General features: G+C 61.9%; 20 protein-coding genes. 12 read left to right on the top strand and 8 right to left on the bottom strand.

Going from position 1 to position 22,881, the window contains the following annotated elements; translation table 11 throughout:
- Positions 1-129 precede the first annotated feature (129 nt).
- The gene (locus ACMGG9_RS20520) at positions 130-873 is read right to left on the bottom strand and encodes a helix-turn-helix transcriptional regulator (RefSeq protein WP_414161693.1); all 744 of its coding nucleotides are present in this window, start codon (positions 871-873) and stop codon (positions 130-132) included.
- Positions 874-897: 24 nt separating this feature from the next.
- Here ACMGG9_RS20520 and ACMGG9_RS20525 point away from each other — a divergent pair, with 24 nt between their 5' ends.
- The 4 genes from ACMGG9_RS20525 to ACMGG9_RS20540 all read left to right on the top strand — a co-directional run bounded on the left by ACMGG9_RS20525 (position 898) and on the right by ACMGG9_RS20540 (position 3,660).
- Entirely contained in the window at positions 898-1,248 is a 351-nt protein-coding gene (locus tag ACMGG9_RS20525) for a hypothetical protein (RefSeq protein ID WP_213587964.1), read from the top strand.
- A gap of 144 nt (positions 1,249-1,392) precedes the next feature.
- Positions 1,393-1,833: an aminoglycoside 6'-N-acetyltransferase gene (aac(6'), locus tag ACMGG9_RS20530; protein ID WP_047026538.1), complete on the top strand. Its 441-nt coding sequence runs from the start codon at positions 1,393-1,395 to the stop codon at positions 1,831-1,833.
- Positions 1,834-2,120: 287 nt separating this feature from the next.
- A complete protein-coding gene (locus ACMGG9_RS20535) occupies positions 2,121-2,762 on the top strand; it encodes a YbhB/YbcL family Raf kinase inhibitor-like protein (protein ID WP_197666798.1) in 642 nt (213 codons plus the stop codon).
- Between the two features lie 19 nt (positions 2,763-2,781).
- On the top strand, positions 2,782-3,660 hold the full coding sequence (locus ACMGG9_RS20540; RefSeq protein WP_414161694.1) for a helix-turn-helix transcriptional regulator: 879 nt from the start codon (positions 2,782-2,784) through the stop codon (positions 3,658-3,660).
- Between the two features lie 13 nt (positions 3,661-3,673).
- Here the strand turns inward: ACMGG9_RS20540 and ACMGG9_RS20545 are convergent, their stop codons facing one another.
- Entirely contained in the window at positions 3,674-4,390 is a 717-nt protein-coding gene (locus tag ACMGG9_RS20545) for an HPP family protein (protein ID WP_122004387.1), read from the bottom strand.
- A gap of 162 nt (positions 4,391-4,552) precedes the next feature.
- Here ACMGG9_RS20545 and yfcF point away from each other — a divergent pair, with 162 nt between their 5' ends.
- Entirely contained in the window at positions 4,553-5,188 is a 636-nt protein-coding gene (yfcF, locus tag ACMGG9_RS20550) for a glutathione transferase (RefSeq protein ID WP_004937171.1), read from the top strand.
- A gap of 73 nt (positions 5,189-5,261) precedes the next feature.
- On the opposite strand, the gene ACMGG9_RS20555 is transcribed toward yfcF, so the two are convergent.
- The 3 genes from ACMGG9_RS20555 to ACMGG9_RS20565 are packed head-to-tail and all read right to left on the bottom strand — an operon-like array spanning position 5,262 to position 9,294.
- The gene (locus ACMGG9_RS20555) at positions 5,262-6,503 is read right to left on the bottom strand and encodes an amino acid permease (RefSeq protein ID WP_004937169.1); all 1,242 of its coding nucleotides are present in this window, start codon (positions 6,501-6,503) and stop codon (positions 5,262-5,264) included.
- A 58-nt stretch (positions 6,504-6,561) separates the two neighbouring features.
- On the bottom strand, positions 6,562-8,016 hold the full coding sequence (locus ACMGG9_RS20560; protein ID WP_147880639.1) for an NAD-dependent succinate-semialdehyde dehydrogenase: 1,455 nt from the start codon (positions 8,014-8,016) through the stop codon (positions 6,562-6,564).
- A gap of 12 nt (positions 8,017-8,028) precedes the next feature.
- Positions 8,029-9,294, bottom strand: a complete 1,266-nt coding sequence (locus tag ACMGG9_RS20565) for a 4-aminobutyrate--2-oxoglutarate transaminase (RefSeq protein ID WP_033651276.1) — start codon at positions 9,292-9,294, stop codon at positions 8,029-8,031.
- 121 nt (positions 9,295-9,415) lie between these two features.
- Between ACMGG9_RS20565 and ACMGG9_RS20570 the strand changes: the two genes are divergently transcribed.
- The gene (locus tag ACMGG9_RS20570; RefSeq protein WP_033644537.1) at positions 9,416-10,888 is read left to right on the top strand and encodes a PLP-dependent aminotransferase family protein; all 1,473 of its coding nucleotides are present in this window, start codon (positions 9,416-9,418) and stop codon (positions 10,886-10,888) included.
- 22 nt (positions 10,889-10,910) lie between these two features.
- Here the strand turns inward: ACMGG9_RS20570 and ACMGG9_RS20575 are convergent, their stop codons facing one another.
- On the bottom strand, positions 10,911-12,530 hold the full coding sequence (locus tag ACMGG9_RS20575; RefSeq protein WP_414161695.1) for an ABC-F family ATP-binding cassette domain-containing protein: 1,620 nt from the start codon (positions 12,528-12,530) through the stop codon (positions 10,911-10,913).
- Positions 12,531-12,837: 307 nt separating this feature from the next.
- On the opposite strand from ACMGG9_RS20575, the gene ACMGG9_RS20580 reads away from it, so the two are divergent.
- Positions 12,838-14,859 (top strand): FAD-dependent oxidoreductase, encoded by a 2,022-nt coding sequence (locus tag ACMGG9_RS20580; protein ID WP_414161696.1) that lies wholly within the window; start codon positions 12,838-12,840, stop codon positions 14,857-14,859.
- Between the two features lie 194 nt (positions 14,860-15,053).
- Here the strand turns inward: ACMGG9_RS20580 and rlmG are convergent, their stop codons facing one another.
- Positions 15,054-16,193, bottom strand: coding sequence for a 23S rRNA (guanine(1835)-N(2))-methyltransferase RlmG (rlmG, locus tag ACMGG9_RS20585; RefSeq protein ID WP_342173943.1), 1,140 nt, complete (start codon positions 16,191-16,193; stop codon positions 15,054-15,056).
- A 149-nt stretch (positions 16,194-16,342) separates the two neighbouring features.
- Here rlmG and ACMGG9_RS20590 point away from each other — a divergent pair, with 149 nt between their 5' ends.
- The 5 genes from ACMGG9_RS20590 (at position 16,343) to sstT (ending at position 21,333) form a co-directional block, all read left to right on the top strand.
- On the top strand, positions 16,343-16,849 hold the full coding sequence (locus ACMGG9_RS20590; RefSeq protein ID WP_033632026.1) for a M48 family metallopeptidase: 507 nt from the start codon (positions 16,343-16,345) through the stop codon (positions 16,847-16,849).
- Between the two features lie 50 nt (positions 16,850-16,899).
- Entirely contained in the window at positions 16,900-17,880 is a 981-nt protein-coding gene (locus ACMGG9_RS20595; RefSeq protein ID WP_089192275.1) for a Gfo/Idh/MocA family protein, read from the top strand.
- A gap of 1 nt (position 17,881) precedes the next feature.
- Entirely contained in the window at positions 17,882-18,613 is a 732-nt protein-coding gene (locus ACMGG9_RS20600; RefSeq protein ID WP_033651270.1) for a glutamine amidotransferase, read from the top strand.
- Between the two features lie 252 nt (positions 18,614-18,865).
- A complete protein-coding gene (locus ACMGG9_RS20605) occupies positions 18,866-19,840 on the top strand; it encodes a TerC family protein (RefSeq protein WP_033651269.1) in 975 nt (324 codons plus the stop codon).
- A gap of 257 nt (positions 19,841-20,097) precedes the next feature.
- The gene (gene sstT / locus ACMGG9_RS20610) at positions 20,098-21,333 is read left to right on the top strand and encodes a serine/threonine transporter SstT (RefSeq protein ID WP_028128305.1); all 1,236 of its coding nucleotides are present in this window, start codon (positions 20,098-20,100) and stop codon (positions 21,331-21,333) included.
- A 52-nt stretch (positions 21,334-21,385) separates the two neighbouring features.
- Here sstT and ACMGG9_RS20615 read toward each other — a convergent pair whose 3' ends face one another.
- Entirely contained in the window at positions 21,386-22,873 is a 1,488-nt protein-coding gene (locus ACMGG9_RS20615) for a UxaA family hydrolase (protein WP_103101392.1), read from the bottom strand.
- Positions 22,874-22,881: the final 8 nt, after the last annotated feature.

Consider the following 22,881-nt stretch of genomic DNA (forward strand, 5'->3'; position numbering starts at 1 on the left):
CTTGCTCACAGTGGCGGTACGAGTCTACCCAATGCCCTCAAATGGCAGGTATTTAAATAGTCCGTCGTTATTGTGCCACCCACACAATGGCTCGTCGTGCCATTATCGCCAAAGCCGTCTCCATAGCGCCTATGCTGCCGGTAAAGATTTAATATAATCTTCAAAACGTTTACCTCTTTCCTGTCGAAAACGCTCGCCGGTGTCCGTCAACGATAGAATGCCATCAACGCGCAGATTGCGGAAATCGGCTTTGGTCTCGCACCATATGGTCAGCAGCCATACGGCGTCAAACATCGTCAATCCTAATGGCCTGATATTTCTTCGGCTTTCATTACCTTTAAGGTCGCGATAGCGGACGGCCAACCGCATTCTGCCTCGAATAGCCACGCGCAATGGCTCCAGATGCCTGTCGGCCAGTTCATACTCCAGAGTCCTGCGCGAGACGGCGCGCAATGGCATATCCTCATAGCGTTTCTTCGTATCGTCATCCAATATGGCACCTATTTTTGCTGAAACGCGACGTGCCGCTTCACCCAGTTGCGCGTCACCACGAGCCGCAATCAGACGAGTGCCCAGTATTATGACCTCCAGCTCGTTAGCGTCAAAATGCAGCGGCGGCAAGAAATACCCCTTTTCCAACTGGTACCCCAATCCAGACTCGCCGCGGATCGGAGCGCCCATCGCCTGCAACGTGCTCATATCTCGATAGATGGTTCGCACCGAAACATCCAGCGTCTGGGCCAGAAACTCCGCCGAAACCGGGCGTTGTCTGCCACGCAGTTGGTCGAGTATTGAAAATAACCTGACGGTCCTCACTGAATGCCTCCGACACCCCTGACAAAAATTGGCAGGGTCGCGGCCTATGATAGTCACTCACCCATTACTGGAAAAATTACCATGACATCCCCTAATCACATAGCAGCATATTCCCCCGCCAGTGCCGGCCATGGCGTGGAACTGGGCCGCTTCAGACTAAGAAAAGGCATTACCGAAGAGAAGATGTACGCGGCCTATTGCCAAATGGTGCAACATCATCTGTCTGCGCAACCAGGTTGGCTACATCAGTATTTACTTAAACTGGACGGAGACGTTTTCGTCGATGTGGCCATTGCAGAAAGCTATGCACAGTCACAGGCCATCTGTACCAGTTGGCATGGCCAATCACATTGCGAAGGCTTCCTTAGCCTTATCGAGCCGGAGAGCATGCTCTTTGGAACGTTAATGTGCGTTCCACTCATTGTTCGATAAGCACACCGGTCTCGGCGAGCTCATGAACACGACGATCATTATCATAAGTGAGAGAAATGGCGAGATAGCGATGGAGAGATTGAGCTTGCACGCCGAGACCTGCTACGCTCGCGGGTAACAAAAATCACCGCTAAGGGCCCCCGCATGATCGTCAACTGCGACCACGACAACCTCGACGCCTGGCTGGCGCTGCGCTCGGCGCTGTGGCCCACCTGCCCGCGGGAAGAACACCGCGCAGAAATGCGCGAAATATTGGCTTCGCCGCACCACACCGCGTTTATGGCGCGGGGGCTGGACGGCGCTTTCGTTGGCTTTGCCGAGGTCGCGCTGCGCTACGATTATGTCAACGGCTGCGAATCGTCGCCGGTGGCGTTTTTGGAAGGGATTTATACCGTCGAACGCGCCCGCCGCCAGGGCTGGGCGGCGCGTTTGATCGCGCAGGTGCAGGAGTGGGCCAAGCAGCAGGGGTGCAGCGAGCTGGCGTCGGATACCGATATCGCCAATCTGGACTCCCAGCGCCTGCATGCGGCGCTGGGCTTTGCAGAAACGGAACGGGTGGTGTTTTACCGAAAAACGCTTGGCTGATCAGGCACCTTGTGTTGCCGCTGATGCACCAACTGCTCGGCGCGCAGCAGCCTCTTCCCCACCAATATTAACCAACCCCCATCCCCATCCAGCGTTTGCCGTGGCACTCTCACCGGCACAGCAACCGAATCGGTCGCCCATCAACATAAGGCTATCAAATACAATCACAATGAGCGTAATTGGTTCTATTTTGATTGGATTTGTCGCCTTACTTTATTTTGAAAAACTTATAATGGGGACATCACATACCCGCAGATACCGCTCAATAGAACAGGAGATTGGCATTTATGAAACTGACCAGCCAAAGCTTTAAAGAAGGAGAGTTCATTCCCGGTGAGTTCGCCTTCGCTGTCCCCGATGCCGCCAACCATGTCGCTTTATCGGGAAATCGCAACCCCCATCTGGCCTGGAGTGAAGTGCCTGCAGGCACGCAGTCTTTCGTGATCGTCTGCCATGATCCCGACGTGCCAAGCCGTGGTGATGATGTGAATCAAGAGGGTCGGGTTGTGCCCGCATCGTTGCCGCGCGTTGATTTCTTTCATTGGCTGCTGCTGGATATTCCGGCCAGTACCGTAGAAATTGCGGCGGGTTCTCAATCCAACGGCGTAACGCCGCGTGGCAAAGCCGGGCCAAGCGCCCCCTCAGCCTATCGCCACGGCATCAATGACTATACCGATTGGTTTGCCGCCGACGAGCAGATGAAGGGGGAATACTACGGTTACGATGGCCCATGCCCACCGTGGAACGATACGTTAGTTCATCATTATATTTTCACGGTTTATGCGCTTGCTACCCCCGGTTTGGATGTGCAGGGGCCTTTGACAGGGGCTAATGTGAATGCCGCCCTGGCGGAAGCGCCGGTGTTAGCCCAGGCAAGCCTGACAGGGCTCTACAGCCTGAACCCTAACGTAGCGCCGAGGGTGAAATAACCCCATGAAGGAGCCGAGCATGAACCGGAACAGTTCCTCCAGGCCAATGAAAACCAGACGCGAGCCAGATGCGAAGCGCTTGCCTTGGTATTCTCCTTCGGGGGCTCCGGTGTCAAGGCGCCGGCTATGCGGGGTGTGTCAGCCGACATTGAAACGCCAGCTGCATACGCCGCAATTCGTCTTCCATGAAGCGACGGTCTTGTTGATCGTGGCCGGCCAGCTCGATATTACAACGGCCTCACACCACTTCTCTCTGGAGAACCCCAGCGAACTGGTCTTGATCGCCCCCAATACCCGTGCAGATTTGGTCAAAACACCGGTCGACATAGCTCGGCCTTTTCGCTCGATATTCCTGACGCTGTCGGCAGAATTGCTGGATACCTTTCACCGAAACCGGCAAGCTTCGGCCCCCATTCGCTATACAGACTACGCGTGTAACACGCTGCCTCTGAACGAAGATTTGTCGGCGACGTTTTATCACGTGATTGAAAGCGTGGAAAAACAGGAAGTCAGCGATATTCGCCTGCAATATCGCCTGTTGGACTTTTTGACCGCGCTGGCCGAACGGGGGCATGTTTTCACGCATTTGCCATTGGATAGCGCATCACAGCGCCTGCGCACCTTGATTTTTGAGGCTCCGGAACAAAACTGGACGGCGGAAACAGCGGGAAAAACGTTAGCGATGAGCCCGGCAACGTTGCGGCGGCGTCTTGCCGCCGAACAGACGCGCTTCGAAGACTTGCTGATAGACGTCCGTATGCATCACGCCATGATGTTGGTTCAAACCACCCGATGGGATATGACCCGCATTGCAGAAGCTTGCGGCTACAAATCCAGAGCGCGTTTTAGCGAACGCTTTCAAAAGCGTTTTGGTTACGCGCCTTCCGCCATCAGATAAAACGCTGGGCTGATCAGGCGGCCTTGCTTTGCCGCTGATGCGCCAGCTGCTCGGCGCGCAGCAGGATCTCCTGCAGATCGTCCTCGTCGATATCGAACAAATCTCCCTCCATCAGCGCCTCGTGCAGATCGGCGCGGGTGATGGCAACGGCATCGATCGGCAGATTGGCCGGCTTGGCCTCCGCCGGCGCCAGCGCGTGCGGGTAGCGTCGCCCGGCCAGGTTATTGAACAGAATGGCCAGCGCCGCCAGCAGCACCGAGTTCAGCAGCACCGGGTACAGCACAAAGTGATAGCCCATCTGGTGAATGCCGGGGCCACCGAGGATGGCGGTCAGCGCCACCGCGCCGCCCGGCGGATGCAGGCAGCGCAGCTTGAACATCAGGCCGATGGCCACCGCCGCCGCCACGCCGCAGGCCAGGCCCGGATCGGGGATCAGCAGACCGGCGCTGACGCCCACCGTCGCCGCCAGCGCATTGCCGCCGACGATCGACCAGGGCTGCGCCAGCGGGCTGTTGGGCACGCCGAACAGCAGCACCGCCGAAGCGCCCATCGGCGCGATAAACCACAGGTTCACCTCACCCAAAATAAAGTGGCTGATCCAGCCGGCGAGCATCAGCCCCAAACCGGCGCCGACGCTGGAAATCAGCATCTCTCGCTTGCCCACCGCCAGCGGGTGCGGCCACAGGCGCGCAACTCCCACTCTTACCCGTTCTATCCACTGCGTCTTCATGTTACCCGATACGGCCCAATTCACGTGTTGGCAACAAATATATCACGTCGCGCCAGCGCCGCCGTCCGCCGCGTCATAAAAGAACTTTTAGGCTAACAGATTGATTTTTAGCCTCCCCTCAACAATGATGAATGTTCCCCCCTTAACCCCGAGGAACCGCCGATGTCTCAACCGATCACCGAGCTTTATACCGACAGTGAATTTTTCAGCCCGTACGCCATGTCCGCCTTTGTCGTGCTGACGGAAAAAGGCATTCCGTTCACCGTGAAGCCGGTGGACCTGGCGAAAGAAGAGAACAAAGAGGCGGCCTACGCGGCGCTGTCGCTCACCCGCCGGGTGCCGACGCTGGCGATCGGCGAGTTCCAGCTCTCGGAGTCTTCGGCGATCGCAGAATACCTGGAAGACATCCATCCAGCCCACGCCGTATACCCGCGCGACGTGAAGCTGCGCGCCAAGGCGCGCGAGATCCAGGCCTGGCTGCGCAGCGATCTGCTGCCGATCCGCGCCGAGCGCTCGACCGAGGTGGTGTTCAACAACGGCAAGTTCCCGCCGCTGTCCGAAGCCGCGCAGGAGGCCGCGCGCAAGCTGATCGCCGCCGTGGAAAAGCTGCTGAGCCACGGGCAGGACAATCTGTTCAGGGAGTGGTGCATCGCCGACACCGATCTGGCGCTGATGCTCAACCGGCTGGTGATGCACGGCGATCCGGTGCCGGAGCGCGTGCGCCACTATGCGCACAAGCAGTGGCAGCGCCCGTCGGTGCAGGCCTGGCTGGCGTTGTCGGAAAAGCGGCGCGCGTGAGAAAAAAATCGGCGGCCACGACGCCGCCGTTCTCAATGCCGAGAAACAACATCACTGCTTGAGGGAAGGCAAATCACCATCCAGAGGGCAGATAGCCTAACAATGAAGCGATGGCGTACACCGCGCTGGCCAGGTACAGCAACACAATGCTGATCTGCAGCAGCGGATGCGTGATCCAGTTGCACTGCCAGCGTGGGGTTTGGTCGCCGTGTTTGCGCGCGCCGCGCAGGATCAGCATCGGCATGATCGACAGGATCACCCCGCTGAACACCCCGGCGAAGTAGAGCGCGTTGACGAACGACACCAGCCCGCTGTAAGCCAGCGCGAACGGCGGCACCACCACCAGCAGCAGCACGCCGAAACGGCGCAGCGGCAGCTCGTCGTTGCCCAGCCGGAACTTGTCGAAGATATTGGTCAGGAAGCTGCCGCCCAATCCCCAGTACGAGGTCAGCATCGCGCACAGCGCAAAGATGTTGGCGGAGAAGAACGCCCACTGCCCCAGCGCCTGGCCCCAGGAAATGGTGGCCACATCGGAGATGTCATCCAGCCCACTGAGCGCAATCACCGACATCGGCACCGCCGCCAGCAAAATGAACGTCACCACCATGCCGACAATGATCGCCTTCGGCAGTTGCTCCGGTTTGTCGGCAAAGCCGCGCGCCATTTCCGGCACGATGTATTGCGCCGAGAAGCAGAACACCACCACGTTGAACACCGGCACCATATAGCGCCAGTCGCCGTCCAACAGGTTGCGCATCTGGGTGGTGTCTTTCAGCAGCGTCGCCGCCACCAGGGCGGTCAACATCACCACCATGCCGATGCTGATGAACTTCTCGCCGCGGCCAATCGCTTTCAAACCGAGGTACAGCACGCCGGCGGCGGGCACGAAGAACAGCAGGCTGCCCAGCGCCGGCGAGATGCCGAACAGCGATTGCAGCAGCTTGCCGCTGCCGGTCATATAGGCGGTGAGCGCCCCAACGCTGTTGACGCACACCGAAGCGAACATCAGCCAGGCGCCCAGGCCGCCGACGTAGCGCTTCGCCAGCCCGCTCAGCTGCAGATGCGCGCGGGTGCGCAGCGTGGATTCGGCAACGTACAGCATGGTGATGGTGGTCAGGCTTCCCACCAGCACCAGCCAGAACAGCAGCGGCAGAAAGCCGGCCTTGCTGGAGGCGTAGGCGATGGAGAGCACCCCGGCGCCGATGTTGGTGCCGACGATCATCGCCACCCCTTCGAGGAAACTTAACGATTTGGCGGGTGCAGGTGCTCGCACCCCGGCGGCAAGCGCCGGAGAAACAGAGATATTATCAGACATGCATCATCCTTTATCGCCCGGCGACGCTGGCCGCCGGGATGGGTTAACGTCCTGACGCTCAACAGCTCACATCGATACACAGGTATTTCAGCTCCAGATATTCTTCTATCCCGTAGCGCGATCCTTCACGCCCGAGCCCTGACTGTTTCACGCCGCCGAACGGCGCCACTTCGTTGGAAATCAGCCCGGTGTTGATGCCGACCATGCCGTACTCCAGCGCCTCCGGCACGCGCCACTGGCGCGCGGCGTTCTGCGTGAACAGGTAGGCGGCCAGGCCGAATTCGGTGTCGTTGGCCATGGCGATGGCTTCTGCCTCGTCATGGAAGCGGAACAGCGGCGCCACCGGCCCGAAGGTCTCTTCTTTGGCGAAGCGCATCTTCTGCGTTACGCCGGTCACCACCGTTGGCTGGAAGAAGGTGCCGCCCAGCGCGTGCGGCTGGCCACCGGTGGCGATCTGCGCCCCTTTGATCAGCGCGTCGTCGATATGGCTCTGCACCTTCGCCACCGCATCGCTGTCGATCAGCGGCCCCTGGGTGGTGCCTTCCTGGCTGCCGTCGCCGACTTTCAACTGCTCGACCGCCGCCACCAGTTTCTCCGCCAGCCGCTCGTAGATGCCGTCCTGCACGTAGATACGGTTGGCGCACACGCAGGTCTGGCCGCTGTTGCGGAATTTGGAGGCCATGATGCCCGCCACCGCCGCGTCCAGATTGGCGTCGTCAAACACGATGACCGGCGCATTGCCGCCCAGCTCCAGCGACAGTTTCTTGATGCTCGGCGCGCACTGCGCCATCAGGATGCGGCCGACCTCGGTCGAACCGGTAAAGCTCAGCTTGCGCACCACCGGGCTGTCGCACAGCACTCTGCCCACCTGCGCCGCTTCGCCGGTCACCACCTGCAACACGCCGGCGGGAATGCCGGCGTCCTGTGCCAGCTTGGCCAGCGCCAGCGCGGTCAGCGGCGTTTGCTCGGCCGGTTTGACGATGATGGCGCAACCGGCCGCCAGCGCCGGCGCCACCTTGCGGGTGATCATCGCCGCCGGGAAATTCCACGGGGTGATGGCCGCGCACACGCCGATCGGCTGCTTCACCACCACCAGGCGCTGCGAAGCCTGCGGCGCCTGCAATACCGCGCCGTCCACCCGCTTGGCCTCTTCGGCGAACCAGGTGATGAACGACGCGGCGTAGGCCACTTCGCCGCGCGCTTCCGCCAGCGATTTGCCCTGCTCGGCGGTCATCAGCTGCGCCAGATCTTCCTGCGCGGCCAGCACCTTGTCGGCCCAGGCCAACAGCAGCGCGGAACGCTGCTTGGCGGTCAGCTGTTTCCACTCGTTTTGCGCCCGCTGCGCCGCCGCGATCGCCTGCTGGGTTTCCTCTTCGCTGACCAGCGGAATGCTGGCCAGCTCGGCGCCGGTGGCCGGGTTGATCACCGCTTCGCGCTTGCCGCTCAGGGCATCGCACCATTCGCCGTTGATCAGACACTGGCTGCGCAACAGCTCGGGATTGTTCAATTTCATGCCGATCGCTCCTTAGTGGGCCAGCGCGCGGGACAGAATGCCCATCGCCTTGGTGAACTGATCGTCCGGGATGGTCAGCGGGTAGAGGAAGCGGATCACGTTGCCGTTCACGCCGCAGCTCAACAGCAGCAGCCCTTCCTCCATCGCCTTCTGCTGCACCTGACGGGTGATCTCCGCCGAAGGCTTGCCGGTAACCGGATCGTTGAACTCCACCGCCACCATCGATCCCTGCGCGCGCACATCGGCGATCGCCGGGCTGGTTTTGCGCGCCTGCTGGAGCACTTCCACCAGGTGCTGACCCAAGCGCTGAGCGCGCTGGCACAGCTGCTCTTCGTCGATCACGTCCAGCACCGCGTGCGCGGCGGCCACCGCCAGCGGGTTACCGGCATAGGTGCCGCCCAGCCCGCCCGGCGCCGGCGCGTCCATCACCTCGGCGCGGCCCGCCACCGCCGACAGCGGCATGCCGCCCGCCAGGCTTTTCGCCATAGTGATCAAATCGGGCTTAACGCTGTAATGCTCCATGGCGAACAGCTTGCCGGTACGGGCGAAGCCGGTCTGCACTTCGTCGGCGATCAGCAGGATGCCGTGCTGGTCGCACAGCGCGCGCAGCGCCTGCATGAAATCAGCCGGCGCCACGTTGAAACCGCCCTCACCCTGCACCGGCTCCAGCACAATGGCCGCCACCTGCTTGGGATCGATATCCGCTTTAAACAGGCGATCCAGGCTGTTCATCGCGTCTTCGGTGGTCACGCCGTACAGCGCGTTCGGGTACTGGCCGTGGAACACCGAGCCGGGGAATGGGCCAAAGCCCAGTTTGTAAGGCGCCACTTTGCCGGTCAGCGCCATGGTCATATAGGTGCGGCCGTGGAAGCCGCCGCCGAAGGTGATCAAGCCCGGACGGCCGGTGTAAGCGCGGGCGATCTTCACCGCGTTTTCCACCGCTTCCGCGCCGGTGGTGAAGAAAGCGGTTTTACACGGACCGGCGATCGGCGCGCGCTGGTTGATGCGCTCCGCCAAAGAAACATAGCTTTCGTAAGGAACGATCTGATAGGCGGTGTGGGTGAAGGCCTGCAGCTGCTTTTCAATTGCGGCGATCACCTTCGGGTGACGGTGCCCGGTGTTCAGCACGGCGATCCCCGAAGCAAAGTCGATCACTTCTTTGCCTTCCACATCCCACAGCGTGGCGTTCTCTGCGCGCTCGGCGTAAAAACCACACATCACGCCCACTCCGCGCGGGGTGGCGTCCTGACGGCGTTGGTTCAATTCTGCGTTTTTCATGCTGTTCTCTCCGGTCGATGCCAGTTACACGTTTCGTTCACATTCGTGAAACAATGCCGTTTATTTACACAGGATGTGGCCCTATAATCGAGTGCCAGTTACGAATAATTGAGGGATCCAATTGCGCTCATTGAGTGGTGATCTGTTGCTGCAGCGCCTCGGCGAACAGCCCGATGACAAGCTGCACAAGCGGCTTTACAACGCGATCCGCACCAGCATTCTCGACGGCAGCCTGCCGCCCTCCAGCCGCCTGCCCGCCTCACGCGATCTGGCGCAGGAGCTCAGCCTGTCCCGCAACACCGTGTTAACCGTTTATGAACAACTGCTGGCGGAAGGCTACGTGTCGGCGCGCGCCGGCAGCGGCACCTTCGTCGCCGACACGGTGCCGGACAGCTGCCTCTCCACCGGCGGCGCCCCGGCGGACGGCAGCGGGCAACCGCGGCGCGTCGAACTGTCGGAGCGCGGCGCCACGCTGCTGCACCACGCCAGCGCCAGCCCCAAACAGTGGGGGGCGTTCATTCCCGGCGTCCCTGACGTCAACGCCTTTCCTCATCAGCTGTTCAGCAAGATCCAGGCGCGCCTCAGCCGCCGCCCGACGCCGCAGCGGCTGACCTACAGCAATCAGGGCGGCAGCCCGGAGCTGCAGCATGCGTTGGTGGAGTATTTACGGGTGGCGCGCTCGGTGCGCTGTTCGCCGGAACAGATCCTGATCACCGAGGGCATCCATCAGGCGATCGATCTGGTGACGCGCATGTTGTGCAATCCGGGGGATGACGCCTGGATCGAAGAGCCGGGCTATTGGGGGATCCGCAATATTCTGCGCATCAATGCGCTGAACATCTGCCCGCTGGCGGTGGACGAAGCCGGGCTGGTGCCGCCGGAGCAGCCGACCAACCCGCCGCGGCTGATCTTCGTTACCCCGTCGCATCAGTATCCGCTCGGCTCGGTGATGAGCCTGGCGCGCCGCCAACGGCTGCTGGCGCTGGCGCGCAACGCCGGCGGTTGGATCGTCGAGGACGACTACGACAGCGAATTCCGCTTTTCCGGCCAACCGATCCCGGCGCTGCAAGGGCTGGAAGCCGACGCGCCGGTGATTTACATCGGCACCTTCAGCAAAACACTCTACCCGGCGCTGCGCCTCGGCTATGTGGTGTTGCCGCCGCCGCTGGTGCAGGCGCTGAAAACCGCCCACGCCGAGCTGTACCGCGGCGGGCACCTGCTGATCCAGAGCGCGCTGGCGGAGTTCATCCAGGCGGGGCACTACACCGCGCATATCCGCCGCATGCGGCTGCTGTACGCCCGGCGGCGCGCCTTCCTGACCGGCTTGATCGAACGGCACCTCGGCAAACAGGCGCTCAGCGAGTTCAACAGCAACGCCGGATTGCACCTGATCCTCAACCTGCCGGACGAGGCCGACGACGTGGCGATCGCCGCCGCCGCCGGCGCGCAAGGGGTGCTGGTGCGGCCGCTGTCGCGCTACTACATGCTGCCCAATCGGCGGCGCGGCCTGCTGATGGGTTTTGCCTGCGTGCCGGAAGAGCAGATGGCCGCCGCCTTCACCCAACTGCTGGCCTGCATCAACGCCCCGCACTAAGTCAGAGCGCCGCCCACCTGCCTCACCAGGCCTGAAGCCACCAGCCGTCTGCCTGTCGGTGCAGGCGGTGCGTCGGCCGCAGCGCCTGCAGGAAGTCTTCGTCGTGCGACACCACCATCATCGCGCCGGGGAAATCCGCCAGCGCGGTTTCAATCGCCAACGACGACGCCAGATCCAGGTGGTTGGTCGGCTCGTCGAGCAACAGCAGCTGCGCCGGTTGTCGCCGCCACAGCGCGCAGGCCAACGCCGCCTTGAGCCTTTCACCGCCGCTCAGCGAGCCCAGCGGCAACGCGATGCGATCCGCGCCAAGCTGCAACTGTGCCAGCCGGGTGCGCAACGCGCCTTCCGCCAACGGCGAATCCTGTAGCCCCAGATGCTCCATCACCGACAGGCCCGGGTCGAGCTGCGACAGGGTTTGATCGAGGTAGGCGGTCGACAGCGGACAATGACAATGGCCGGAAAGCGCCGCCAGCCGGCCGAGAATAGTCTTCAGCAAAGTGGATTTGCCGCAGCCGTTGGGGCCGGTCAACGCCACGCGCATCGGGCCGTCGATACGCAGATCGAGCGGCGGCGCGCTGACGAACGGCAGCTGCAGCCGCTCGAGCACCAGCACCTGCTTGTTCGCGTTCACTTCGCTGCCCGGCAGCGCCAGCAACACCGGCGGTTCCTCTTCCACCCGCTGGTAGGCTTCGCGCACCGCCGCATCGAGGCTGTCGCGCCGATCCTGATGCTGTTTGCGCAGCGTGCCGAGGCTCTCTTTCGCCGCCGACTTGTAGGCCACCCGCTCGAAAGAGGCGATATTCAGCGTATCGACGACGCGCAGCGTTTGCGCCGAGCGCCGCTGGCTCATGTCGTGCTCTTTCTGTTGGCGGGCGCGGGTGCGGCGGCGCTCCTCGCGCGCATGCTCCAGATCGGCGCGCGCCGCCTGCTGCTCTGTATCGCGCTGGCGCCGGTAGTCATCATAGTTGCCGCCGTAGCTGCGCAGCGCGCCGGGCGTCAGTTCGACGATGCGCTCCATGCGCGCCAGCAGCTGCCGGTCATGGCTGGCGATCAGCAACCCGCCCCGCCACTGATCCAGCTGCTGATACAGCCAGGCGCGCCCGACGCTGTCGAGGTGGTTGGTCGGTTCGTCCAGCAGCAGAAAATCCGCCTCGCCGAGCAAGGCGCCGCACAGCGCCGCGCGCATCCGCTCGCCGCCGCTCAGCGAACTGGCGGATCGCAACGGATCGAAGGCCGGCAGCCCGGCGGCGGCGAAGGCGTTTTGCAGGCGATCGTGGAGATCCCATCGCCCTTCCAGACGATCGATATCGTCCGCCAGCGGCCGCCCCTGCTCGAGACGCGCCAGCGCGGCGAACGCCTCGCCATAGCCCAACAGCTGGGCCAGCGTGGTGTCCGCGGCGATCTCCGGTTGCTGTGCAACGTAAGCTACTGCGGCATGAGATTCGACGTGCCCGTTGCCCGGTTGATCCAGCCCGGCGATCAGGCGCAGCAGCTGGGTTTTGCCGACGCCGTTGCGCCCTACCAGGCCGCAGCGCTGCCGGTCGAAAGCAAGATCCAGCGGGCCGAACAGCGTTTCGCCGTCAGCAAATTGGCAGGTCAGTTGATGTAAAACGAAATAAGGGGACTGCGCTGAATGAGCCATAAGCACTCCTGAATGAGATCAAAACATCCCCACAGGGCGCGAGAGCGCACAGCGTGGGACACGATATCAACAGGTGTGGGTGTTCATTTTCGGTAATGGCTCCGCAGAGAGAAGGAATTTACAACGCGTAAAGGCTAACCGATCTTTTGTTCGTTATGCAAACAGAGTCTGAGATTCATGACATCTATCACATTCGGCGCAACGCAGATTCCCAAGCGGCGTGACAACGGCTAGATTTATCTCATCCGACCACTTGTGTTCACATAATTATAACAACGGGCCCCGATTTCACCCGATGGAGAGTGCAATGAGCAATTACCCTCACCTGCTGGCGCCGCTGGATCTCGGCTTCACCACCCTGAAAAACCGGGTGCTGATGGGATCGATGCATACCGGCCTGGAAGAGCTGCCCGACGGCCCGCAGCGCCTGGCCGCGTTCTATGCCGAGCGCGCCGCCGCCGGCGTGGCGCTGATCGTCACCGGCGGCATTGCCCCGAACGAACAGGGCGTGGTGTTTCGCGGCGGTTCGATCCTCAACAGCGAGGCGCAATTGCCTCACCACCGCCCGGTGACTGAAGCCGTCCACCGGGCGGGCGGCAAAATTGCGCTGCAGATCCTGCACACCGGCCGCTACAGCTATCAACCCAAGCTGGTGGCCCCTTCCGCGCTGCAGGCGCCGATCAACCCGTTTACGCCGAGCGCGCTCAGCGCAGCGGAGATCGAGCAGACTATCGCCGACTTCGCCCGCTGCGCGGCGCTGGCGCAGCAGGCCGGCTATGACGGCGTTGAGGTGATGGGATCCGAGGGTTATCTGATCAACCAATTCTTGACGACGCGCACCAATCAGCGCGACGACCAATGGGGCGGCAGCTTCACCAACCGCATGCGCTTCGCCGTCGAGACCGTCAGGGCGGTACGCCAGGCCGTGGGCCCGGAATTCATTCTGATCTACCGGCTGTCGATGCTCGATCTGGTGGAAGACGGCTCCAGCTGGCAGGAGATCGAGCAGCTGGCGCTGGCGATCGAACAGGCGGGCGCCACGATCATCAATACCGGCATCGGCTGGCACGAAGCGCGTATTCCGACCATCGCCACCATGGTGCCGCGCGCCGGATTCAGCTGGGTGACCCGCAAGCTGATGGGCAAGGTCAGCATCCCGCTGATCACCACCAACCGTATCAACGATCCGGCGGTGGCCGAGCAGGTGCTGGCGGACGGCTGCGCCGACATGGTGTCGATGGCGCGTCCGTTCCTCGCCGACGCCGCCTTTGTGCAGAAAGCCGCCGAGGGGCGCGCCGACGAGATCAATACCTGCATCGGTTGCAACCAGGCCTGCCTCGACCAGATCTTTGAAGGCAAGCTGACTTCCTGTCTGGTCAACCCGCGCGCCTGCCGTGAAACCGAAATGCCGCTGACGATGGCGGAAAAGCCGAAAAAACTGGCGGTGGTCGGCGCCGGCCCCGCCGGGCTGGCGTTTGCCACCACCGCCGCCAGCCGTGGTCATCAGGTGACGCTGTTCGACGCCGCCGAGCAGATCGGCGGCCAGTTCAACATCGCCAAGCAGATCCCCGGCAAGGAAGAATTCCATGAAACCCTGCGTTACTTCCGCCGTCAGCTGGCGCTGCGTGAAGTGACGGTCAAACTGGGCGTCAAGGTCGAGGCGGCGGATTTAAGCGAATTCGATGAGGTGATCCTCGCCTGCGGCATCGTGCCGCGCACCCCGGATATTCCCGGCATCGGGCACGCCAAGGTGCTGAGCTATCTGGATGTGCTGCGCGATAAAAAACCGGTCGGCCAGCGGGTGGCGATCATCGGCGCCGGCGGCATCGGCTTCGACACCGCCGAGTACCTTAGCCAGCACGGCGTCTCCAGCAGCCTGGATCAGACGGAATTCAACCGCGAATGGGGCATCGACGGCCGCCTTGAACAGCGCGGCGGGCTGGCGGCGCAAGGCCCGCAGGCACCGTGCGCCGCCCGGCAGATCTACCTGTTGCAGCGCAAAACCAGCAAGGTGGGCGAAGGCCTGGGGAAAACCACCGGTTGGATCCACCGCGCCAGCCTGGCGATGCGCGGCGTGAAGATGCTCAATAGCGTCAGCTATCGGCTGATCGACGATGAAGGGCTGCACATCACCCGCGCCGAGCAAGACAGCTGCCTGCCGGTGGACACGGTGGTCATTTGCGCCGGGCAGGAACCGCGCCGCGAACTGCAGCAGCCGCTGCTGGCGATGGGGAAAACCGTGCATCTGATCGGCGGCGCCGACGTGGCCGCCGAGCTGGACGCCCGCCGCGCGATCGATCAGGGCACGCGGCTGGCGATGGCGCTGTAAAAAAGGGGCGCACCGCGCCCCTGATATTGATGACAAACCTCATCCCTATGCCGGGGTGGCAGAGAGCAGCGAATAGAAAACAAGGAAAATCAATTTATTGATTTTCGGCTGATAACCACAAAGGGGGAAAAACCACGCTTTTTCCCCCTTTGTCTACAGCCTGAGGGGCGCATCGCGCCCCTTGTTATTCACGCTCAGCGACGCGCGCCGGATTTCACCGCTCTCAAGATCACGAACTTCTTGTTCGAGGCCACCAGCGTGCAGTTGCCGAACAGACGTTTGAGCTTCTGATGGTAGTCGAGGTGACGGTTGCCGACGATGCGCAGTTCGCCGCCCACTTGCAGGCAGCGCTTGGCGTCGCAGAACATCTGCCAGGCGGTGTGATCGGTAATGGCGTGTTGCTGGTGGAACGGCGGGTTGCACAGCACCGCCTGCACGCTTTCGCGCTCGATGCCCGCCAGCGCGTTGTTCACCTCAAACTGGCAGCGGTCCAGCTCTTGCGGCAGGTTGTGCTCCACGTTCAGCTCGCTGGAAGCCACCGCCATGTAGGATTCATCGACGAAAGTCACCTGCGCGTCCGGATTCTGCGCCAGCGCCGTCAGGCCAATCACGCCGTTGCCGCAGCCCAGATCGACGATATGGCCGTTCAGGCCGCGCGGCAAATGATCCAGGAACAGGCGCGCGCCGATATCCAGGCTGCCGCGCGAGAAGACGTTGGCGTGGTTGTGGATCAGCCAATCGGTGCCGTCCAGCGTCCAGTTGGTGGTTTCCGCCGCCGCCGGCGGGACGATGTCCGCCGCCTGGCAGAAGATCAGGCGCGCCTTCTTCCACGCCAGGCTGGTGCGCGTTGGGCCCAGCACCTTTTCAAACAGCTGCATCGTCGAGGTGTGCACGTCGCGCGCTTTGGCGCTGGCAACGATCAGCGTGTCTTTGGTCACGACGTGGCGCAGCGCGCGCAGCTGCTGTTCCAGCAGCGCCAGCGCTTTCGGCACGCGAATCAGCACCACCGCCGGCGCCGCCGGCAGCTCGGCCAGGCTGTCCAACAGTGTGACCTGCTCAGGATCCAGACCGTTGAGCTTGAGGTTGTGACGCGTCGCCAGCTGGCTCATGTACGAGTCGCTGACGCTGTAAGGACGATGCGCGTGCAGCGCACAGGCCAGGGTGCCGAAGTTATCGTTGAAAATCAGCACCGGGCGGCCACCGATATCTACGTTTTCAAGCTGTTGCAGCAGATATTCGTCCGCCGCTTCCCACGCCTGCAGTTGGGTGGATTCTTCCTGTTGGGGATAACGCTCCAGCTCAAGTTGCTGTGTTCCCAGATCGAGTTGGCTCATTGCCCCTCCTGACTGATAAAATTTGGGCTGTTTATCCCCTAAAAACGCCCGTCAGTAAAATGTTTTTTCGGATAAATTGCGTCTGTCAGGATTTGAGCGAAAAAACAGCATAGAATGACCGGCTGAATGACCGTTGATACGGAACAAGAATGTCTGAATTGACCTACCTGCAAGGCTACCCGGCGCATCTGCAAAGCCAGGTGCAGCAATTGATCCACCAGAACCGGCTGGGAGACGTGCTGCTGCAGCGCTATCCGCAGGTGCACGACTGCACCACCGACAAATCGCTGTATCAGTTTACCGTCGATCTGAAAAACCAGTATCTGCGCAACGCCCAGCCGCTGAGCAAGGTGGCCTACGACAGCAAGATCCACGTCATGAAGCACGCGCTGGGCCTGCACACCGCCATCTCCCGCGTGCAGGGCGGAAAGCTGAAAGCCAAGGCGGAAATTCGCGTGGCGACGGTGTTCAAGGTCGCGCCCGAACCGTTCCTGCGCATGATCGTGGTGCATGAGCTGGCTCACCTGAAAGAGAAAGATCACAACAAGGCGTTCTACAGCCTGTGTTGCCATATGGAACCGGATTACCACCAGCTGGAGTTCGATACCCGGCTGTATCTGACGCACCTTTCGCTGTTCGGCGAGCTGTATGCATAGCGAATGAGGGCGTGATAATCTGCGGTTTTAAGCCTGGACCGGAGCTCGCCATGATTCGCTTTGCCGTCGTCGGCACCAACTGGATTACGGAACGTTTTATTGATGCCGCCCATGAAAGCGGCAAACTCAAGCTGAGCGCCGTGTATTCACGCTCGCTGGAACAGGCGCAGGCGTTTGGCGCCAACTATCAGGTCACGCAGTTTTTCGACTCGCTCGAGGCGATGGCCCAGTCCGACGCCATAGACGCGGTATATATCGCCAGCCCCAATTCCCTGCACTGCCCGCAATCGCTGCTGTTCCTGCGCCATAAAAAGCACGTGATCTGTGAAAAACCGCTGGCCTCCAACCAGCGCGAAGCGGAACAGCTGGCGGCCTGCGCGCGGGAAAATCAGGTGGTGCTGTTCGAAGCGTTCAAAAGCGCCTATCTGCCGAATTTTCTGGCGCTGCAGCAGGCATTGCCGAAAGTCGGCCGGCTGCGCAAAGCCTTCATCAACTATTGCCAATACTCTTCGCGCTACCCGCGCTACCTGGCCGGCGAGAACCCCAACACGTTTAACCCGCAGTTCTCCAACGGCTCGATCATGGATATCGGCTACTACTGCCTGGCCAGCGCGGTGGCGCTGTTCGGCGCGCCGCAGTCGGTGCTCGCCAGCGCCACACTGCTGGAGACCGGCGTGGACGCCCACGGCACCGTCTGCCTGAACTACGGCGATTTCGACGTCACGCTTTCCCATTCCAAGGTCAGCGACTCGACGATCCCCAGCGAGATCCAGGGAGAGGAAGGCACGCTGATTATCGACAAGATTTCCGAGTGCCAGGGCGTGGCGCTGACGCCGCGCGGCGGCAACCGCCAGGATCTGAGCCAGCCGCAGCACATCAACACCATGTTGTATGAAGCGCTGGCCTTCGCCGAGCTGGTGGAAAATCACCGGGTGGAACATCCGGGGCTGGAGAATTCGCTGATCGTCGCCCGCCTGCTGACCGATATCCGCCGCCAGACCGGCGTCGTCTTCCCCGCCGACGGAGAATGAGATGAAACCGCTGCTCGTGATGCAAACCGGCGACGCGCCGCAGGCCATTCGTCAGGAATTGGCCAACTTTGATGGCATGTTCCTGCAACAGGGCAATATCGACGCCGAACGCGCGCACATCGTACACTTGCCTGCCGGCAAGCGGCCGTTGCCGCCGGCCGCCTATTGCGGCGTGGTCATCACCGGCTCGCCGGCGATGGTGACCGAACAGCTGCCGTGGAGCGAGGCGGCGGCCGAGTGGCTGCGCCAGGCGATGGCGATCAAACTGCCGCTGTTCGGCGTCTGCTACGGCCACCAGCTGTTGGCCTACGCGCTCGGTGGCGAAGTGGGTTACCACCCGCAGGGCATGGAGGTGGGCACGCTGGAGATCGAACTGCTGCCCGCCGCGGCCGAAGACCGGCGGCTCACCCTGCTGCCACCGCGCTTCAAAGCCAACCTGATCCACTCGCAGAGCGTGCTGACGCCGCCCGCCGGCGCGCAGACGCTGGCGCGTTCGCAGCAGGACGCGCACCAGATCCTGCGCTATGGCGATCATGCCCTGACCACCCAGTTCCACCCGGAATTCAACGGCGCGGTGATGAGCCAGTATCTGCAGTGGCTCGGCGAGCTGCATCCCGAGCAGCAGGCCCGCTATCAGCAGCAACAACAACAGGTTAGCGACACGCCGTTCAGCCGCCTGCTGCTGCAGGGATTCGTCGTCAGCCTGGGCGCGCAAAAAGCGTTGGCCGGCTAACGCGATTCACGTTGACCGCCGACACATTTTGCATTACTTTCTGCTCTGCAAAGGGGAGTAACTTCATTGCCGGTCAATCGTCATTACGATGCGCAAGCATCCGGTTACCGGGCAACCTGATGTCAAAGGTGTAACCACCTTCATCAACGTTGTAAGTGAGACCTTGCCGGAAGGCGAGGTTTGCTTGCAGCGTTCACAGAGCGGCTGGCGTCTTCCGACGTTGGCCGTTTTTGTTTTTGAAGGATACCTCTGATGATGAATTCCGTTGGCACACCGTGGTTGTGGGGCAGCTTCGCCGCCGTCATAGTCGTGATGCTCGCAATCGATCTCCTGTTGCAGGGCCGTAAAGGCGCGCACACCATGACCCTGAAGCAGGCCGCCAGTTGGTCGCTGGTGTGGGTCAGCCTCTCTCTGCTGTTTAATTTCGGTTTCTGGTACTACCTGAATGAAACCGCCGGGCGCGCCGTCGCCGATACCCAGGCGCTGGCCTTCCTGACCGGCTACCTGATCGAAAAAGCGCTGGCGGTGGATAACGTGTTCGTCTGGCTGATGCTGTTCAGCTACTTCGCCGTGCCGGCCAACCTGCAGCGGCGGGTGCTGATCTACGGCGTGTTGGGGGCGATCGTGCTGCGTACCATCATGATCTTCGCCGGCAGTTGGCTGGTCAGCCAGTTCCAGTGGCTGCTGTATCTGTTCGGCGCTTTCCTGCTGTTCACCGGTATCAAGATGGCGCTGGCGAAGGAAGACGACTCGGCAATCGGCGACAAGCCGCTGGTGAAATGGCTGCGCAACCGCCTGCGCATGACCGACAGCCTGGAAGGAGAGCGTTTCTTCGTGCGCCGCAACGGCATCCTGTTCGCCACCCCGCTGGTGCTGGTGCTGATCCTGGTGGAACTGAGCGACGTGATTTTCGCGGTGGACAGCATCCCGGCGATCTTCGCCGTGACCACCGACCCGTTCATCGTGCTGACCTCTAACCTGTTCGCCATCATGGGCCTGCGCGCCATGTACTTCCTGCTGGCCAACGTGGCGGAACGTTTCTCGATGCTGAAATACGGCCTGTCGGTGATCCTGGTGTTTATCGGTATCAAAATGCTGATAATCGACTTCTTCCACATCCCGATCGGTATCTCGCTCGGCGTGGTGGCGGGCATCCTGACGCTCACCTTGCTGATCAACGCCTGGGTCAATCGCCGCAACGATCGCCTGGCGAAGAAACAACCATAATCTGTTATCCGGGGCGCTAGTCGCCCCGCGATTGTTTGGCAATTCCCCCAAAACGCCAAACGTTATTACGATCACACAAATGTAACCAGTATGTTATCAAGTGTTGATCCGCGCTCAGAATTTCACCCTCGCCTCTTTCCAACATCATTCGATTACTGAATACTGATTCGGCAAACACACTTAGTTACAGAATCATATAAAGCTGCCCGGCGTCGTTCCCGCCGCGGCGGCCAGATAACATCAGGAAGAGAAGCACTATGCAAAAACTACTACAAAGGATGACTCAGGGCAGCCTGGTTAAACAAATCATGGTCGGCCTGGTGGCCGGCATTCTGGTGGCGCTGGTTTCGCCGGCGGCCGCGGCGGCCGTCGGCCTGCTCGGCACCCTGTTCGTCGGCGCGCTGAAGGCGGTAGCGCCACTGCTGGTGCTGATACTGGTGATGGCCTCGATCGCCAACCATAAACAGGGGCAGAAAACCAACATTCGCCCCATCCTGTTCCTCTATCTGCTGGGCACCTTCGCTGCGGCGCTGGTGGCGGTCGTCGTCAGCTTTATCTTCCCTTCCACGCTGGCGCTGACCACCGGCGCAACCGACATCACCCCGCCAGGCGGCATCGTGGACGTGATGAAGGGCCTGTTGATGAGCGTGGTGGCCAACCCGTTCCATGCGCTGATTAACGCCAACTACATCGGCATTCTGGCGTGGGCCGTCGGGCTGGGGCTGGCGCTGCGCCACGCTTCCGAAACCACCAAGGGGCTGATCAACGACATGTCCCATGCGGTCACGCTGGTGGTGCGCGCGGTGATCCGCTGTGCGCCGCTCGGCATCTTCGGCCTGGTGGCCTCCACGCTGGCGGAAACCGGCTTCGGCGCGCTGTGGGGCTATGCGCAACTGCTGATGGTGTTAATCGGCTGCATGCTGCTGGTAGCGCTGGTGCTCAACCCGCTGATCGTGTACTGGAAGATCCGCCGCAACCCGTATCCGCTGGTGTTCGCCTGCCTGCGCGAGAGCGGCGTGACCGCCTTCTTCACCCGCAGCTCCGCCGCCAACATCCCGGTGAACATGGAGCTGTGCAAAAAGCTGAACCTGAATGAGGACACCTACTCGGTTTCCATCCCGCTGGGCGCCACCATCAACATGGCCGGCGCGGCGATCACCATCACCGTGCTGACGCTGGCGGCGGTAAACACGCTGGGCATCGCGGTGGACGTCCCGACCGCCCTGCTGCTGAGCGTGGTGGCCGCCCTGTGCGCCTGCGGCGCCTCCGGCGTGGCCGGCGGCTCGCTGCTGCTGATCCCGCTGGCGTGCAACATGTTCGGCATTCCGAATGACGTGGCGATGCAGGTGGTGGCGGTCGGCTTTATCATCGGCGTGCTGCAGGATTCGGCTGAAACCGCCCTCAACTCCTCCACCGACGTGCTGTTCACCGCCGCCGCCTGCCAGGCGGAAGACCAGCGGCTGGCGAACGAAGACCCGCTGAAGGTGCGTTAATCGCGCGTTGCTTCATAAAAAGGCGCTCCCTCGAGCGCCTTTTTTGTCAGCTTTACAGCGTCACCCCGCTTTTAAAGATCGCCAGCTCGCGAAAGTCGTTGGTTTCATTACGCGCCGGACGCCCGTTGGCAATCTCGACAATCAGATCGATGAAGCGGCTGAGCAACGTCTCCATCGCCACGCCGTGGATCAGGCTGCCGGCGTCAAAATCGATCCAGTGCGGTTTCTTCGCCGCCAGCTCGCTGTTGGTCGCCAGCTTCACCGTCGGCACAAAGCCGCCGTACGGCGTGCCGCGCCCGGTGCTGAACAGCACCATATGACAGCCGGCGCCGGCCAGCGCGCTGGTCGCCACCGCGTCGTTGCCCGGCGCGCTGAGCAGATTCAGCCCCGGCACGCGCAGCCGCTCGCCGTATTTCAGCACGTCCACCACCTGGCTTAGCCCCGCCTTTTGGGTGCAGCCAAGCGACTTCTCCTCCAGCGTGGTGATGCCGCCGGCCTTGTTGCCCGGCGACGGATTCTCATAAATCGGCTGCTGATGGGCGATGAAATAGCGTTTGAAATCGTTGATCATGTCGACGGTTTTGTCGAAGGTTTCTCCATCGCGGCAGCGGCTCATCAGAATGCGCTCGGCGCCGAACATCTCCGGCACTTCGGTCAGCACCGTGGTGCCGCCGTTGGCGATCGCATAGTCGGAAAAGCGCCCCAGCAGCGGGTTGGCGGTAATGCCCGACAGCCCGTCCGAACCGCCGCATTCCAGGCCGAACTTCAGCTCGCTCAGGCGGCCCGGCTCGCGGCGATCGTGGCGCATCTCCCGATACAGCTCGTGCAACAGCGCCAGCCCGGCCTCCACTTCGTCGTCCTGCTGTTGGCACACCATAAAGCGCAACCGCCGCTCGTCCCCTATCCCCAGCGTGGCGCGAAAAGCATCCACCTGATTGTTCTCGCAACCCAGCCCGATCACCAGCACCGCGCCGGCGTTGGGATGGCGCGCCATGTTCTGCAGCATGATGCGGGTGTTGGCATGATCCTGCCCCAGCTGCGAGCAGCCGAACGGGTGGCTGAACAGATGCACGCCGTCGATCCCGTCCGCCTGTGTTTGCTGCAAAAAGCGCTGCTGGATCTGGCGAGCGATACCGTTGACGCAGCCGACGGTCGGCACGATCCACAGCTCGTTGCGGATCCCCACTTCGCCGTTGGCCCGGCGGTACAGCTGCACCTCGCGATCCGCCGCCTGCGGCGGCAGCGTCGGGAACTGCGGCTGGTAACGGTAGCTGTCCAGATCGCTCAGGTTGGTTTTGACGTTTTGCGAATGAATATGCTCCCCAGGCGCAATGGCCGCGAGCGCATGGCCGATCGGCTGGCCATATTTGATGATGTCTTCACCCTCGGCGATCGGGCCGAGCGCAAATTTATGCCCACGCGCCACCGGCTGCGCCAGTTTGACGACCGCGCCTTCCAGCTCAACGCGCTCTCCGGCAGCCAGATCGCGCAGCGCCACCGCCACGTTATCCTGCTCGTGAATCTTTATCGTACTTTGCATAAACCGGT

Origin of the sequence: Serratia sp. BNK-10 (assembly GCF_047456065.1) — a bacterium.
Lineage (GTDB): Bacteria > Pseudomonadota > Gammaproteobacteria > Enterobacterales > Enterobacteriaceae > Serratia > Serratia ureilytica.